Origin of the sequence: uncultured Fibrella sp. (assembly GCF_964250085.1) — a bacterium.
Taxonomy (GTDB): domain Bacteria; phylum Bacteroidota; class Bacteroidia; order Cytophagales; family Spirosomataceae; genus Fibrella.
Genome location: NZ_CAXUEC010000011.1, coordinates 162,454 through 180,191, shown reverse-complemented (window position 1 = coordinate 180,191; position 17,738 = coordinate 162,454). Strand labels below are relative to the sequence as shown.

Annotated in this window: 6 protein-coding genes; all 6 read right to left on the bottom strand. The window is 48.0% G+C overall.

All coding sequences use genetic code 11. The features are described 5' to 3' along the window. Positions 1-19: 19 nt before the first annotated feature. Entirely contained in the window at positions 20-733 is a 714-nt protein-coding gene (locus ACFE8Q_RS26355) for a hypothetical protein (protein WP_375448445.1), read from the bottom strand. A gap of 2 nt (positions 734-735) precedes the next feature. Further along, on the bottom strand, positions 736-2,448 hold the full coding sequence (locus tag ACFE8Q_RS26350; protein ID WP_375448444.1) for a DNA/RNA non-specific endonuclease: 1,713 nt from the start codon (positions 2,446-2,448) through the stop codon (positions 736-738). Continuing rightward, the gene (locus tag ACFE8Q_RS26345; protein ID WP_375448443.1) at positions 2,417-3,118 is read right to left on the bottom strand and encodes an Imm49 family immunity protein; all 702 of its coding nucleotides are present in this window, start codon (positions 3,116-3,118) and stop codon (positions 2,417-2,419) included. Before ACFE8Q_RS26345 ends, ACFE8Q_RS26350 begins: the two co-directional genes overlap by 32 nt. A gap of 294 nt (positions 3,119-3,412) precedes the next feature. Continuing rightward, entirely contained in the window at positions 3,413-10,984 is a 7,572-nt protein-coding gene (locus ACFE8Q_RS26340) for a LamG-like jellyroll fold domain-containing protein (RefSeq protein WP_375448442.1), read from the bottom strand. Positions 10,985-14,730: 3,746 nt separating this feature from the next. Beyond that, positions 14,731-16,704, bottom strand: a complete 1,974-nt coding sequence (locus ACFE8Q_RS26335) for a gliding motility-associated C-terminal domain-containing protein (RefSeq protein WP_375448441.1) — start codon at positions 16,702-16,704, stop codon at positions 14,731-14,733. A 130-nt stretch (positions 16,705-16,834) separates the two neighbouring features. Then, on the bottom strand, positions 16,835-17,398 hold the full coding sequence (locus ACFE8Q_RS26330; protein WP_375448440.1) for a response regulator transcription factor: 564 nt from the start codon (positions 17,396-17,398) through the stop codon (positions 16,835-16,837). Between the last annotated feature and the right edge of the window lie 340 nt (positions 17,399-17,738).

Below are 17,738 nucleotides of genomic sequence, written 5' to 3'. Positions count from 1 at the left end.
TTAATTCCCTAACACGCTCTTATTCAAATTGGTAAGTGACATGTTTTTCAATATCAAACTCCTGAGATCTAACTGGAAGATTGTAGAGAATTATATTCCAAGCAGGCCAGAAACCTTTCAAAAATCCAAAATTTGTAGTTTCGTATACTTCTAAAGTCTTTTCCTCCCAAAAATGGTCAAGTGATAATTCGTAATGACTCTCAGTTGTACTAGTTTTTAGAACATAAGACGCTGTAGTAACTTCATTAACCACTTGAATTCTACCTAATATTTGGGTTGTTGAATCAACAGAAGCTAACAAGCCATTGTTGGCTATATCGGCATATATCTCCTGCCCCATAGACTCAACAAACGTCTCTACAAGTGCAATTTCATGTTTTCTTTCGGCCAGCTCATCCCAACTTAATGAATACTTGAATTGACCATTTGGGAATAATACAAAATCGACTTTATTCCATCTTGTTTCTACGTTGCCTATGTCCGCTAAGTACTTTTCTCGAAGTAAAGTGTATAGTATATCATCAGATGGAATCTTTTTACTCCATACTTCTCCAAATCTGTCAAGTTCAGTAACGTTTAACACTTGCCCTAAACTACTGAGGTACGTAAGACTTGGTCCACCTCCGCTTTTGAAAAATATTCCAGAGAAATGAGCTTCAATCCACTCCAAATTATTCAAAATGAGAGGAACTTCAGTTCTCAAAACCATCTCAATTTGCTGCAGTTCGTTCAATATCACGGATTTAGTATCGGGTTAGTATAATTAGGATTGTTAGAAAGAGTTTGAAGGACACCGTTATATCTGTATTCGACATTAAATCTGACGGGTCTGCCAGAATTCCCAATGAATACTGGTCTGATCACAAATACAATTGGTGATTCAGGGCGATTAGCAGATCCATCTAAAGGCACTTGAGTACCATTAATTACCCGACCCCACTGATTTTCCATTAGCTTCCAAGCACCAGATCGATTAACTGTTTCATTCATCGGGAAATAATTAATCTGTTCCACAGGGCCATCAAAACGTGCCGCAATCATGTGACCTCCTTGATCTGTAGCTATACCGTTTTTTAGACTTGGATCAGTCGCCCTGGTGGTTTGTTCATAACTGTCACGTCGGCCAAAATCTCCTAAATCATAGATAAGTCTACCTCTGATCTCGTTTACTCTACCCTGAGAGTCTGTGACATAAACATTCACTAAATCCACCTTGTACGTAACTTCTTTTATTAAAGGGACTAAGTTCAGCAGTTGATTCCGCCATTTTTTCACAGTAGTGCTACCTGTACCTCCTTCTGCCAGAATTTCAGATCCTTTAAATGTTGTGGTCAACACATCATTATCGTTAGTGATAACTACCTCATTCTGAACATGTCTTGTGATCCTGTATCCATGCGTCGTCACGACCTTGTTTACCGCCTCCAAATAATCGAATCGTTCTTCGTAGTTGGAGGGGTTGAGCTGCGTCCACGTACCCAATAGGCTCACCGTCAGGTCCTCGACATGGTTGGTCAGGTAGTAGTCGGGTTTTCCCGTCAGGGTAATGTCGGCCAAGAACTCGGCCACCTGCGCAGGGGTGAAGTCGGCACTGAGCAGCTTGTCGCAAAGGGCTTTCAGGGCCGGATTGGGTAGCTTGACCATGTCGGCCCCGCACAGCTTCTGCACGCCGCTACTGCCCTTGGTGCCCCCTTTGCTTTTCAGCCGCGAGAGGGCCGAGCACAACTCGGTATCGGGGTTGCGGCTGGCGCATTCGGTGCAGTTGTCATCTTTGGTCAGCGTCGCTAGTACCGTAACGCCATCAATGATCGCCAGCGGCTGAACGCTGGCTTGTGCCTCGTTGACGGCCACGATCACCGCCACGCTGCCCGTAGCCGGGGCGGGTTTGGGAACGAGCTTCTTGAGCAGCTTGCTGCCCGGACTCAGATCGACATAATCGCTGTAACTGCCCCCCTCCCCGTAAACGCGACCTGGAGCCTGTTGAACGGTCCAATCAGCCCCGGCTGATACCGTAGCAGGTGTTTGGGTACGCATGGAATTGGCTACCTGCCGACTCATCGCTGTCTGCTCAACCGAAATCTGCTGCCCTTGCGTGATGTAAACCTGAGCAACGGGTTTGGTGCTTCCGCCCAAAGTGGGCTCCTGCATTTTGACAACTAGGCTTCCGGTAGGTGGCGACGGCGGCGTACCGGGCGAGATGGTACGGCCCGGTGTGATGTCGAAGCCGCCTTTGTCGGGGAAATAAACTTTGGGAATGTTTCGGTAGGGCGCTATCAAGGGGGCAATGTCATCGGTTATGCGGGTCATCAATTGAGATAGCCCCTGTGCCCCCAGCTTTACGGCACTCCGCACGGCCAGCGCAACGGCCACCACATCGACCACATCTTTACCACCTCTGGTTACTGAGTGCAGGTACTCAGATATTCCAATTAATCGGAAGGCCAGCAAAATCGCCCTCAATCAGCCAATCGGGGATGTAATCAGAGGTTATTGTACGAGCTATGCCGCGTTGTTGAGCCAACACACAGGCAGCTGTTAAAATCAAAGATACCCACCCATGGGGCTTATTGCGCTGCTGGCCGAAATCATCTTCAATACACTCGTAATAGTAGCGATGCTTTTCCAGCGCCGTTTGTAGAGCATGATTAAACCCAACAGCATTATCAGCAAGTAAATGAGTCAGAACTTGTAGAAAAGGGAGGTTAAGATACTCTATTCTATCTCGTTCAAAATACAGTGCTACACCACCTGTAGAGAAAGGCGTCGTGTTATCTCCAATATAATCACCTACCTGCCAAGCATTGCGATCAATGGCTTTCCTATGTTCCTGTTGCTCGAAAGCAAGAACTGATGGTAGCGTAGACTTCAACGATGCGGCGTCATTCTGACAGAGGGCTTTCCAGAGTGGATGCCAGCAGGCTAATGCTCTGTCTGTGTAAGCCACGAATGAGTCATCATAGTAAATTTCGACCTGTCCGTATATTTGAAGAGCCTCTTTTTCGCGAAGTATAACGGAAAGCGCGACGCGGATGGGTAGTTCTTCGTAAAGTGACTTATCGGGCAGATAGGGCATCAGACTCCGGCCTTCTACTGTAAAGGTTCGGTCATAATAGGTCATGGTCGCGGTTGACAGCAGTAACCACCGCACATGGTTCGTCATGAACTGATGAGCATAGTATAAATACCGAAAAGCATCACTCTTATCCCTATTAGCTAAACAGCACCAATAGAATGTTTCTTGAAGATATCGGTATGGAACTTTCCAATTGATGCGGTTTGCAGCAATATTAGACTGAACATCCTCATCATATCCAAAATTAAGTGAAGTTAAAGTCCTTTTCACCACAAAATCGCATTCACTCTGAACGCTCTGGGGTCTTGTAGAACCGTGACGCTTATGAAACATCTTTTCTTACTCAAATAATGATTGATTCAAAATGAAATGAGTAACCAACGCTTTCTTCAGGTCACCGCCTTCATTAAAAGCCTGATTGATTAGCATATATCTTACGGGAACTTTCACTCCTCTTATCTTTCCTACATTCACCAATAAAAGGTCCGTTGTCTGACGCAGAAGGCTATTATCGTTGGGAACCTGACTATTCATGTAATCCACAACATCGAGTAAATACTTCGTGCTGCCCTGTTGATTTCGGTTACGACACCCCAATGTACTGCTACCACCTTTACACTCCACAATTACCAATTCCAATAAACGGCCCTGCCCGTCGTATTTACCAAATACTCGGTCAAATTCACCTTGCTTTCCACCTCCCGGTACTTCACAGGCCAATGGACGATAGCCATCCGAGACTGTGAAAAACAAATCCGCCGCCAGCATTCCTGCTTTCTCGCTCTCCAACGAGATTTTATTCATGTTGACACCGGTTGGCGCACCTCTGTACGTTTTCCGGGCATCGTCCCGCGCTGCCTGAATGGTAAGCATTGCTGGGTTCTGGGTAAAGTCAGCATCAACAGTTGTACCCGGTACGGCAAAATCGCCAGAGCAGCCGTCACTATTCAGTGCAATTTCAAATGCAGCAGCCCGTGTAGGTGCTAACTTCGTAATCGCCGGGTCGTTGGGATCAGATGTGGTAGCAATTGCAGCAAGGCTTGTCAAATAAGCGAATTTGCTCACGTTTCCAGATCGTAATTTATTGACCATTCGTGATTTAACCCGATCCCGGTCAGCGTGTAAGAAGTTGTACGCCTCTGTTGCGTACAGAATGGCATCGTAAGTTTTACGAAGTATGGCATCGCTGCCATTGTCGTCTTGGGGGTATGTTGTTAGTGCTTCCTCTAGTATCAACCAGCCAGCTACCTGCCGATCTCTAAATTTGCTGAGGTTGTTGGCAAAAGCCGCCTCACGGGACGTTCGACTGATTACGTCCTGAGAAAACGTAGTCAGGCTTCTGGCCGTGACATCCGATTGCAACTGTCCGACAATACTCTTCAGATCTGAGGTTGGCAATTCGGCGATAGGCTGTTTACAAAACTCTTCCATAGCCTGTTTTGCTTTGGTCTGGTTAGTTGCCTTTGCCGCAACAGCCGTCACTTTATCGCACAAGTCCTGGTCATTCTGGGTACGTTGCTTACAGAGGTCACAGTCGCCATCTTTGGTCAGTGTGGCCACGACAACACCGCCGTCGGAGGTAGCTAGAGGCTGAACGGCGGGCTTTCCCTCCTCAACAGCCACCACCACATCGACCATACCCGTTGCCGGAGCCGGTTTGGCAGCCCGAATTTTATACAGCCTGCCCTTCCCAAGGTCAACATATGTGCTGTAGCTGCCGCCGTCGCTACCCATCTCATACACTCGGCCGGGAAGCTGTTCGGTTAATAGCTCACCTTCGGCCGCCACTGCGGCGGGTGTTTTCGCCCCAACCGACTTGGCAATCTGCCGGTTCATGGCCAGTTGTTCTGCCGGCATAGGCTGCGCCTGGCGGATAGCAAAATGGGCTACTGGCCTTGTTCCGATCGAGGGCGCTTTGAGTTCGACAAGCATACCCCCACTTCCGGGCGAGGGCGGCGTACCCGGTGGGGTGGTGCGGCCCGGGGTGATGTCAAAGCCGCCTTTGTCAGGGAAATAAACTTTGGGAATGTTCCGGTAGGGCGCTACCAAGGGGGCAATATCATCGGTTATGCGGGTCATCAATTGAGATAGCCCCTGTGCCCCCAGCTTTACGGCACTCCGCACGGCCAGCGCAACGGCCACCACATCGACCACATCTTTACCAACCTGCTCGGCCAGGGCGCAACTGGTTTTGCTGGTGTGCTGTAACACCAGATTGTCGTACATATCTTTGATGGGCCCCAAACTCAGCATACGGCTTACTTTAGCGCGTAGCTCCTCACGGATATTGTCTTTGTTGAAGGTGATGTCTAACAGAAACCGAGGTAACTCGTTCTGGAATTTGCTCAAGGTGACGGCCGCATCAGCCGTGCCGGCAATCTGCCCCATTACCCCCCGGAACAACCCGCACTTGTAGGCAAACTTCAGGCGCTCTTCGTCGGAAGCATAAATCGTCGCCATAATGGGTGAGTAGTCGGGCGAGGTACAATCCCAGAATTCAGCGGGCACCTGTACCTGCCCTAAGGAAACGACAATATTACTGATGACTTTCTCGAAGCTGGGTACGTGCTGGTTGTGGGCAACTTTGGCCAGGTTCTGTATCCAACCGTCGAGCAGGGCCGTCCACTCCGTTGTGGCAGGCGTCATCTTCCGTTTGATGTTGGTCCCTAAAAACCACTGGTACTTCGTGGTCGCTACATTTTGTGTCGGGAAATGAATCCAGAGAATGATCTCGTCAGAGCCAGGATTATTGGCTTTCTGAGCAATCACTTCCAGATCTGTCGGTGAGAACGTGTAATCGCTAACCAATATCGTGTAGCGGTTACTAACCGAATTGCCAACCGTATTTTGATCTTTGCTCAGCAGGCCGGACTCGCGCAGCAGCTTGACCGCCGAGTTGCCCGCTACATCCGCAGCTAAGATGGTGTTGATGGGTGATAGGTCAAACACCTTCTTGTACCCACTGGGTGGATACCACCCCTGTTGGCAAATCGGATAGTTGGCCTTCTTATCAACGGTGGCGATGGTTTCCGAAGTCGGATTGCTACAGGCATTCTTCCGCATATAATCAAGCCGGTAAAAGCCTAAAAATTGGGTGGGTGGCTCATCGTCCTTCCAGACAACGACATACTTTACGCCGTCAATTTCTAGATAGCCATCGCTTTTAAGCCAGCATTTATTATTGAGAAACTGAATCGTCAGATTCGTCGTCAGCCGAACGGATTCCTGACAGGCGTTACCCCGTCCACCACTCAGGGTTTGTTCAGCAATGGCGGGCAGCTTACCTGACCGTAATGCATTTGGGTTGGGCTTATTCTCCTCCGCAATGTCGTCTGCTATTTTTTGTAAGTCATCCACTCGCTGACTGAGCTGATCGGCCGTGGGGCAACCTGTTGGCTGGGTACAGTTGAGCAGGGCTTCACTTTGCTGCTTATAGGCATCATATTCCGCCTTCAGGCGCTGCTTCTGCTCTTCAGTCAGCGCATCGTCGGCCAGCGCGGCTTCATACCTGGTGTTCAACTCCCGTATTTTGACTTTGTCAGCATCACTGCCCTTGTAATTCTGGTAGGCCGCCTTGAGCTGATCCGAGAGATCCTTGAACAGATCGGTAAACAGGTCAATAGGCACAATGTTACTCCACGCGGGATCGTACTGCGTCGTGACGCTACCGCCCACCATCTCCAGACAGTCGTTGATCACGGCATTGGCAAAGATCACCGACACGGGCAAACCGAGGCCTCCAAACAAGGTCATGCTGACGGTTCCCTTCCCACTCCAGCCACTGGCCCCGCCCGATAGGTCGGTGATCCTCACCACATAATCGCCCGCGTTGAAGCTATCCCCCACAAACAGACGGGCCGTACCAACGGTGTTGGCAGGAGCCGTTAAATTGACATTCTTGCACTCCCCATAGGGAGCCGTCTGGCTACTACAGGGCGTGGCCGATAAGGTAATGTTGGTCTGGCACACACTGGTCTGGCCCGCTGCCGACAGCGTCAGGCTATACACGCCCCGCTGAGTGGCTGTTAAGCTACTGGCGTTGCTAGGCGCGCCACTGGCCAGACTCCAGGAGTAAAGGGCTCCTGTCAATGGCGTGTCACTCAGGCTCTCGGCTCTGATTGTGAGCGGGTCAAACTGGTCAGTCGTACCTGCCTTACGGGGTAGACGGTCGGTTTCTTTCCCCGTGGCATCCGTCGCCACCAGCCGGATGCCGCAGTCGGCGGGCAGGGTGAAGGGGCAGGTGGCCGGACTCAGCACAAAGAACTGATTAGTACCACCCGTGGTCAGCGGTGCCCACAGGCCGTCGTCGGTGGCCTCCACACTGTGGGGCTGGGGCGTAGCCAGGGGGTTATTAGCGTCGATGTTGACCAGATCCAGCGGGTCCAGCCGGTAGGTGTTGGCCTCCGCCTGGGGCACCAGGCTAAACTGCTGGGCCAGCGTCTGGCTGACCGGCACCAGGCTGAGGCTGCTGCCATTGTAGTACTGCACGGCCTTGCCGTTCACCGCCGAGATAAGCCGGAAGCTACCGCTGCCAGCGGGTTGCAAGGCCCACACCTGATCTTTGCTATCAGTATTGAGCGGCTGCACCTTGATGGTGTTGTCCAGACCGGGGTACATCACCTTACCACTATGTTTGGCCGCCAGGCGGAAGCAGCCATCGAAGCGGGTAACCGTCACGGCTACAGAAGTGGCGCAGGCCGTTTGGCAGTTGATACAACGTACTTGGTAGGTGCCCGACTGCTGCGGCTCGTGCAGCAGCGTAGCGGTGTTAGCCAGCACACTGCCGTTTAGGCTCCATTCATAGGCTGTGGTCAGTTGGCGGTCTTCCTCGATCAGCAGGGCCCCGTCGGCAACGGTGGCTCCGCCCAGGCCAGCCGCCACATTGGCCGGTAATATAGCCGTAGCCGTTCCATTGGCGGCGTTATCAAAGTTCCAGTAGGTGACCAGGCCGGCAGGCAGGTTGGCCGTCTCGAAGGTTTTGTAGTAATCGGCACTGATTTGCTGGGCCGAGCGTGGCGTGTTCCAGATGCGAACTTCGTCGATGCTGCCTTTAAAGCGACCGTAACGATTGTCATCCCCCCCACCAACGCCTAGTCCAGGCATGGCTACACGGCCGGAGCTGGTGTTGGCCGTAGCCCGTAGTTTTCCGTTTACATAGATCCGAGGCAGGTTGTTGGTATAGGTGATGGCAACGTGTGTCCACTGGTTGATGTCCATGTCCAGGGCCACAATGCCGCGCAACAGGTTAGGGCCGTGTTCAACCACGGTGATACCGTCGGTACCAACGGCCACCCCCATCCCGGTACGCCCGGCATCGTTGGTGTTAGCCTGATAAGACGGGTATAGGGCATAGTTCTCATTTTCGGCGTTCAGGCTCCGGGGCTTTCCTGGCTTTACCCACGCCTCCCATGTAAAGTTGGAATGCAAAGCTAGGTTGGGTTGCTGATTGGTCGTAAACGTGTTGGTGGCTCCGTCCATCACAAGGCCATTACCCGCTTTCCCCAGCGTATTGTTTACTGTCAGGATGGTTTGCTGGCCCATCAGCAGCGTATTGGGAGTCGCGGTGGCCACCAGTGTTGAGCAGGCTACGGGTTTCAGCTTCACGGCCACCTGATCGGTGCAGCCCGCTTTATCCGTGCGGGCGATTGTGTAGGTAGTGAGCGTCGAATTGGGCGAAATCAGCAGCGAGTCTACTTTGGTTAGTTCGCTGCCGTTAAATGTCCACTTCAGCAGGTTCACGTCTGTTTTCTGAAAGGGTCTGTTAGTCAGGTCGAGGGCCTTGAGTGTCAAAGGCGGCACCACTGAAATTCCTTCGGCGGGGAAGTCGGTCACAATTACATTCTTTCCGTTATTATCCACATAGCTCGCCTGGATGTTAAGATCACAGTTTTTTACCACGACATTTACCTCAGCAGTCTTGCTACAGGTAGCCCCCCCTGTACCGGCTGTTACAGTCACCTTATACAGGCCCGCATTGGCTAGTGTTACGTGCTCAATGTTAATGACTCGCCCAGCAGAACTGTTAAACCCGTCAGGGCCTGTCCAACTGTAAGTACCGCCATCAACCAGGGTAGCACCAACCAATAATTTCTGACCAACCTGGAGCGGCCCATTCGAGCTAACGTAGAAATCATCGAAAATGCGCGGGTCAACCGTCGCCGATTTTTCTCTAAAGTCGCCCGTATAGCTACCATCGACTTTAAAGCAGCGCGCCCATACCGTGCGTGGTCCGTTAAGCGTCAGAGGGGAATTCCCGTAGGCAAAAATGGGCAAGTCAAAGGTCGACTGATATTCAGCCACTATTCTGTTGTCTTTCCAATAGGCCAACGCCTCGTCACGAACATACCTGAGCTGCACGGAATAGCCAGCCGGGCAACCTGCAGCAGTAATCGTTACAGGTTCGTCTGGACAGGCATTCGATTTACTGAGTGTAATGCTCGGTATAAATTGGTTCAAGTCTGTTGGGTGAATCGTAATCTGCACCCAGCTTCCGTTAGTAGCCGGATCACCCTCACACCGCGCCTTATACGTACCTGGCCCGTTTTTAGTCAACTGTGATTGGCCCAGAATTTCTGTTTTACCCACGGGTGAGTTTTCGCCCCACATCCAGCGAATAGTTCCGGTATTACAGCCGTATGCCGTAATAATCACTTCCTCGTCTGACTTAGCGGAACTCTTATTAGCCGTTAGCCGTAATGCGTTCTGCTCTGCGGGGAAAATTTGAACATCGACCCAACTACTATACGGCCCTGACAAACAACGTCCGCTATATACGGCTGGTCCGGTTACTGCGATGATTCGACCAACGGGATAGTCATAGCCTCCACCTGGTCGGGGAATGCGCCACTGGACAGAATTGTTGGGACAACCTTCCGAGAGCAAGTCTGCCGTTTCTGTTAGACGAACGCTGGATTTAGTGGCGTAAAATCTGGGGGCATCAGTTGGTGAAGCCGCAATGGTTATACTGGCCACGGGCCCCGTATAACCGTTCTTGATACAATAGGCCTTGTACTCACCTGGGCCAACGCCGTCAACAGGATTACCCGTAAGGGGTTCACTGGCTGTCAATCCATTTCTACTTGGAAATATCCAGCCGATGATTCCATTCGGACAATTTTCCGCCTTCAACGTGACAGTTTCATCCGGGCTCACGGCATACCGGCTTGGAATAATTGTGACCTTACCAGGGCGGGCTGTACGCACTTTGTAACTCACCCACGGGCCAACACTTCGGTCAGACGCATAGCAACGGGCGTAATATGTACCAGGTCCTGGTACCACTACCTGACTTCCTACGCCAACCTGTTGGTATTTTCCGGCAATCTGCCATTGCACATAGGTTACCGTACAGCCGCTTCCTGTTAGCAAAACAGGCTCACCTATATTGGCCGAGTCCTTGTTGGCCGTTATATCGACAACAGCAGGTGTTTTCAAGCCAACCACTACCGTCGACCATGGTCCCAGGCCGCGTGGATTATCACTGGTACGGCAACGAGCTCTGAATGTACCCGCTCCCTGTACTCTGAATGTGTTCTGGTTAGTACTGGTTTGAAAGTTCTGCACGGTTAAACCAGCCAGTTCCCACTCAATGTTATTGACTGTGCAACCGGTTACTACCAGGTTTACGTACTCACTATCAAAGATATACTCCCGGTCTGCAGTAATATCAGCCACCTGAGCGGCGCTTTCTTCTATAAATTTAGTAGCCTGGGTACTGAACCCAGCTCCAAAGCAATCGGCCCGGTACCAGCCTGGTCCACTATTCATTTCAACAGGATTGGCGAAATCGACGATAGTACCATTTGGTCGTGTCCAGCGGACAACGCCTTTATCGCAGCCAACGACTCGTAGGGTGAATGGCTGACCATAATATACCTCTTCGTGTGTGCTGACAATAGCTAATGAGGCCATCTCTATAGAGATTGTCTCTGAGTAGTTACTGGTTATGGGGCCAAAACAATCAATAGTACAATTCACCTTGTAATCCCCAGTAGCAGTGACAATTAAATTTTGTTCTGTTCTCCCATCAATATTTGGTCCTGACCAACTCAACCTGCCAGTTTCACACCCTGTAGCGGTCAATGTGGCTTTTTCTCCGGGTGATAGTTTTCTTAGATCGACATTAATTTTAGGAGCGTCTGGTTTCGTACAATAGTCAGACGGATCGATCACCTCTCTGGCCGACGACTGATCACTAGTTATATCCTGAGAAGGCTTGGCCGGACAAGCAATAACACAGGCTGCAGAATACGTTCCTTTGCTCTGTACATCCAGATACTTAGCTTGCGTTTGCCCAATAAAATTATTCTCTTTATACCAATTTACCCGATCAGAACAGCCCGTTACAGATAACCTTATTTGTGCACTGTTGCGCAGTACACCATCAGCCGGATTCGTTGATAACGCCGGAGCGTTTGGCTTTACAGTAGTTGCACAGGGGTCTCCTTTATCATATACATCAAGCAGGTTGGATGGTGCACTAGGGTTGTAATCACCCGTCCGCTCACAGCGCTTCACACAAATGGCATAATATATACCGACAGTGTTGACCTCAAAAGGGGAGTTCTGACCAATGGAAGGATTATTTCCCTGTGCATACCAATAAATGGTTCCATTACAGCCTTGTGCCTGCAACACCCTACTTCTACCCGTATTCCCACTAGTATAAATTCCGCCATCCCCACTACCAACAAAGCTAATCGTTGGCGTAGTAGGCATTTCATCTTTACAAGGATCGGTATCGTTTGAAATAGTTATTTCATTCGATTTGTTGCTATGAACCGGGTCTGCTATACCGGCACAAGTTTTCGCACAGCTCGCCCAATATGTCCCAATCCTACTGACCGTTACCGCCGATCCGGTGGTATTCTGGCTTACTCCAGGGCCATTCCAATAAACGGTTTGCCCAGAACAGTTTTGTGTTGAGAGTACGGCTGTTTCAGTACCTGTCAGTGCCGTTCTGGTCGCTGTTATTGTGGGAGCATTCGGTTTTTCGCAGATAGCTATAGTCAACGCGTCCGATTCGTCACTATCAATATAGCCGTTGGGATTAGTCGAACAAACTTTGTGGCATTTAGTCGTGTACTTACCCGATTCATACCAATAGATGGTCTGCGTACTAGTTAGCCAACGGTCTCCCGTCAAACGAGTACCATCTTTAAACCAAAACACAGTATAGCTACAGCCATTAGCCGTTACCTGTATCGACTCATCATTCTTTAACGTTTTAGTGCCAGTTTGGGTTAGCTCAGGATTGCTTGGTGGCGATGTTGAATTGTCAGTAATAGTGAAATCAATGGTGGACAATCGGTTCGCATCGTTAGTTGGGCTATCCCCACAGCTTTTATTCCGCGCAGTGATTGTGTAAGCACTGGCGTTTAGACCTGTAAACGTACCTGAGTTTTGGTAACTGCTCGAACCTAGCTTAAACTCATAGTCACTTGTTGTGTTGGCAGCAACTGTTATTTGTCCTACGGCATCACAGTCCTTGTCTTTTATAGATTTTGACAATGAAACTTGGCCACGAACGACGATAGTAATCGGTTCAGATTTGTCACCAGCGCACGGATTGTCATTACAGGATACATAATACTGATACACTGTATTCTTATCACTGATGCTTTTGCTAACTGAATTATAAGTATTAGAAGTAGAGCCAATTAATAAATTAGATTCAACACCATCAGTGCGAACATACCAGTTCATTTTTTGCCCAGTAGTACACCCTGAAGCTATCAGTGTTTTCTGAATGCCAACAGTCCCATCGGCTATCAAACAATGATCAAAATTAGTATTTGAACTTCCCTGAACGGTGATGCTTGGCTTAGGTAATGGACCACAACCCTGACGAGTAATTATCGTTGATTGATCGGATTCCTTTTCAAGATAACCACCGGTTTTATTAGTACATGATTTGCGACATATAGCTTTAAACGTTCCTACTTCCCGAGCAGGTACGATATAGAATGATCCTTCATACGGATTTCCATCTGCCTTCAGGATTAAATTTTCACCTTTTTTCCATCTAACAGTAGAAGGGCAATTGGAAGCTGTCAAAGTAACTGCTTCCTCTTGTTCCCGTGAGATCGAACCCTGTGGTGATAAGGTTGGAGTTGGCGCAGTCTCTGTGATAGTTAAGTCTTTTTCGCCACCTACAATTCCGTGATACGGGCTGTTGTCATTCAGAGAGTTGAATGATGTAGGGCAATAATTATTCCGCATTGCATGGGAATACTTACCCTCTTCAAGGCTATACGTTTTAGGTCCAGGAAACCAACTTATTTCGGGTTTTTTCCAGTCGTTTATATCTTCACCAATCCTGTTCTTTATAACAGCTACATAAGGCAGTAAATAACTTGTACTAATAGGGCTCAATGTAAGCGATGCCAGTGTATTACAAGTAGCTGGTAGATAAGCTACTGTGCCGCCAAAATACTCCCTGTAAAGATTAACAGTAAGTACATCTGAAAACTCTCCCGTTGTATTATTATTACTGTCGACGCACTTGAATTTGTATTGTCTTGAGAAGCTGGTATTGCTACCACCATCTACGCTAAATTTTTCGCTATCATTAAATATGCCTCCTATAGTTGATCCTGTATACCAAGCTACTTTATGGGATGGGCAATTAGCTACTGAAACGCTCAACTTTCTTTCTCCATCTGTCCAATTTCCATTGTAATATCTAATGCATAAATTCAAAGTTGCAGGTGTTGACAATGGGGTAGACAGGCTAATTGTCTTAAAATTAGTACTAGGGACATCTTTTATGTCATAGCTAGTAACCGTAATTACTGGTTTATCAGTGGTAGCTGAAATCTTAGCAGAAGCTACTTTAACGTCGCGCAAAGTATCCTTACTGGAAACTGAATAATTATTTATTTTTTCGATAGTCGATATACAAACGCTATTTTTCCTAACAAATTTATCTTTTTCAAATCCACCTCTCAACAATGTAAAACAGTCTGCCGTTACCGAGGTAAATTTACCCCGAAGCGTATACGACCACTTACCTGAGGTATTTCTAAAATCGCCACCCATAAAATCAACATAATCACCGCCCGTTTGTACAAACCCCGCCGGAGTAATTACTTTGATCGTATATGCTTTTTGGTCTTCAAAGGAAAAGAGCAACTGCGAAGGGATATTGAGCAATTCGGCAGTGATGGTCAGTTCGAACTCCTCTCCTATCCGTACCGAATCTTTAGAGGCCGTCATCGTGAATCGAATGGGGTCTGGACCCAGCATGGCAAAGCGAGTGAGCAAATCGCTGGCTTGTACGAGCGGAAACTTTAACGGTTTATAAGCAATAGGTCCTACCGAAAACGGTAGCCGTACTGGTCCGTCTTGATTGGGGGTGGATTTAGTCACCACTGCGCCCTTACGCGGATTTGGCCTGATTGGAGAATCATCGTTGCCCGGACTAGCTGATGAAGATAACGGGACAACCAAACCAAGAAATAGGCACAGCAGGGTGTACAGACGACGTAACATACGAAAGACGATTAACCAGTAGTGTAAAAGCAGTTGACCACGTTTCCTGAACTGGTTGCATGGTTACTGTCTCGTTACAAAGAGACTGGCTATTCGTCCCTTAATCAATCGCGGTAGTCCCCTATTTCCCCTAGTTGTTAACCACTATTTTTAGGGGTAATGGTTCAGCGTACTAGCATCAAACGTCCTTGGTAGAATTGATCTTCGTCTGTAGTGCTCGATATATTAATCTGGTAATGGTAAGCACCTGCTGGCGCGTCCTGCTCACCAATCCGCCCATCCCATCCTGTAGTCTGATCGGTTGATCTGAAAATCAGGTTTCCCCAGCGATCATAAATGAGTATGACACAGGCACGTACCTGGCTACTTTTGAATATAAACACGTCATTGTCGCCATCACCATTGGGTGTGAAGGCTGTAGGAATCAATACGTTTATTCTGGGCTTAAAATGATATACGTTTGAGAAACTCAACCTGTTATTTTGACTTACAGCAACAATCTGGTATAAATACGTAGAAGAAGACGGATTGGTAGGATCAGGATCAAAACTGGTAATCCGACCAAGGGGCTTCTCGTCGATTAACTGCCCACTATTCCTGTCGTATCGTCGCAACAGGTATGTTCGTACTCCTTCACTCCCGAACGGACTGTAGTTTGACCACCCTATCCCGGCAGACGAATTACCAGAAAGCCATAGTGTACACACAGATTCACTCAATGCTGAGGTAGTGCTACAGGCACTTTGAAGTGCAACCCGGTAACAGTAGGGCTGTGCCGCTGCCTGGATGCTCTTATCGAGATAGCTGTAAGAGCGAGGAACGGTTGCTACGGTAGAATAGACGTCGAATGGCATAACAGACCGGCTCACGTTGATAGTAAACTGATCAGTTAAAGAGATTTGTGGCAGTGTCGTTTCAATAATGGCTTCGTCTTGCCCATTCGGATTTATTGTAACAAATAAAGGGTTAGGTATTGGCTGCGAAGAAGAGTTGACCCCCCTGACACACACCGGGGCCGAGCGTATATGGGTTTGCCCCACATCAGCAGATAGTTCGTAACAATACTGGCGTCCACATACAATAGCTGCGTTGTCATTTACTGAACTGGTAGTTGCGTCTGTGAAGTTTAAAATTGTGACAGGATTACCATTTCGGGTTGCAGACCAGGCCTTAAAGACTCCAGACCCTTTATAGGCCTGCCAGGTTATTTTATTCAGGTTGTCGAGAGCATTTACTGAAATAGGTAACGTACAGACAATATCTGATTGCGTAAGCTGCTGACAGGCATTCTGCCGACGGAGTTGGAAACAGGTTGTCTGACCCACAGGGATTGTCATGGTAAACGCTTTTCCCTCTTCAACGGTACTGTTTGATTGGAGGGAATTTCCGGCCGCTCCTCGCCACAGTACAGAATAGACTCCTGCTTGTCCCTCTACAGATAATACAACGGATGTATCGTTAATACCCTGTACCCTACTGAAATATGGGTTTCCTGTGAGTAGGGCTGATACATCGACAGAACGCTGATTGCTAGCCCCTTTGCAGCCAGTTATAGTGGCATAGCCTCCAGTTACAATGACCGTGTATTTTCCGTCTTTAGTATATTGGTGAGTTCGATCAGTCATTAACGAAATCAATTCGACTACACCATCGCCCCAGTTAATGCTAATTCTGGAGTATGCGCTTGTCCTAGGGGTAGGAAAAAAATTCAGTGATACTCGTCTTGCAAGACAACTGCTCACGCTAAAACTTATGGGATCTGTTGCCAATACCGTGATCTTACTGCAGGCAAGTGTTGGCTTTCCACCACTCACAGCTTGTTGAAGCACCGTAAATTCTCCTGGCTGTAGGTAGGTCGTTTCAGAGCTACTATTCCCAAACGGTAATTCTCCGCCCCGATAATCAAACGTATAACGCACTTGGCTTAAACCAGGTGCTTCATAAATTACCTTCACCAAATCTCCCTGGCAAACTGTAGTTGAGCTTAGGGCAAATCCACCTGAAACGTACTTATCCGGGAGTGTTTTACAATAATCATTAGCTTGTGAATAAGCACATGGTAATCTATACAACATGGCCAATAGCCAGCAACAGATAGCAAAATGACTCCTTGGTAAACGTGAAAGGATTGAGTACATCAAAGGTGAAAGCTATAGTCTAACAGGAAACTTTATCCCATTTACAGGAAGAGTCACTTCTTATTTTTCAATTGTAATTAACTGGAGCTTGCGAGGCAGATGCTTAGAGATGCCGACAATGAGTCCATTTTTAATGCAACTTGGCTGAAGCAGCATACCGCACTAAACTTAGCCGCCCAGACAATTCCATCTTGCGTTGAATATTGGCACGGTGGTTTTCTGCTGTATGAGGGCTGATAAACAGTTTTTCGGCAATGTCTCTCACCGATAAGCCTGCCTTAATGAGTTCAAATACCTGTTTCTGCCTGTTAGTCAATTGACTACAGGCGGTATCTATAGCCGGTTTAGGACGTTCCTCAGTCAATAGGTGAAGCAGTTTAGGGGATACATAAGTTTGTTGATTGAGTAGTTGGCGCAAGCAGAGTTCCAGTTCTGGAAGTTCACAATCACTTAGCAACAGGCCTTTTACTTGAGTAGGAATAGGAAGTGATAAATGTTGCTGACCGTCTAGCAACCATACTTGAGGCATTTTACTTAGTAACCTGTTAGTGCCAGGTATCTTGTCTGTAATCAATATCACGACTGTTTGATCACCTGGAGTGCTGTCGCAATCTGAAATAGTATAATTTCGGTTGATTAGAAAGTGAGACAGCAGATTTTGATGTAACCGGTGGCTCAAGTCGATTTTAAGCATACAAGTGTAAAATAGGTAAATGTGTGGTTTGATGAACAGATATTGAAAACGCTTTTTAAATATTTCGATCTGGCTTGCCGGACACATAAATAGTACCAAATTATTTGTAGAAGCGTATATATTAGTTGAGTATAATTTTTAAGCGGTCTATTTAGCCATCTAACCGTGCTTTAATAGATATAGTCACTGTCTTTTGGGTTCAAAATGATGGTTTACCCCTATGTAAAGCAGTAGAAAGATCCCTTGATGAAATTAGGAATTGATCCCATTCATTTACTTTGGTAAACTTTTTGTTCCACCCGTTTATTTGGTTAGTCTACCAGCAAGATGGATTTGTTGA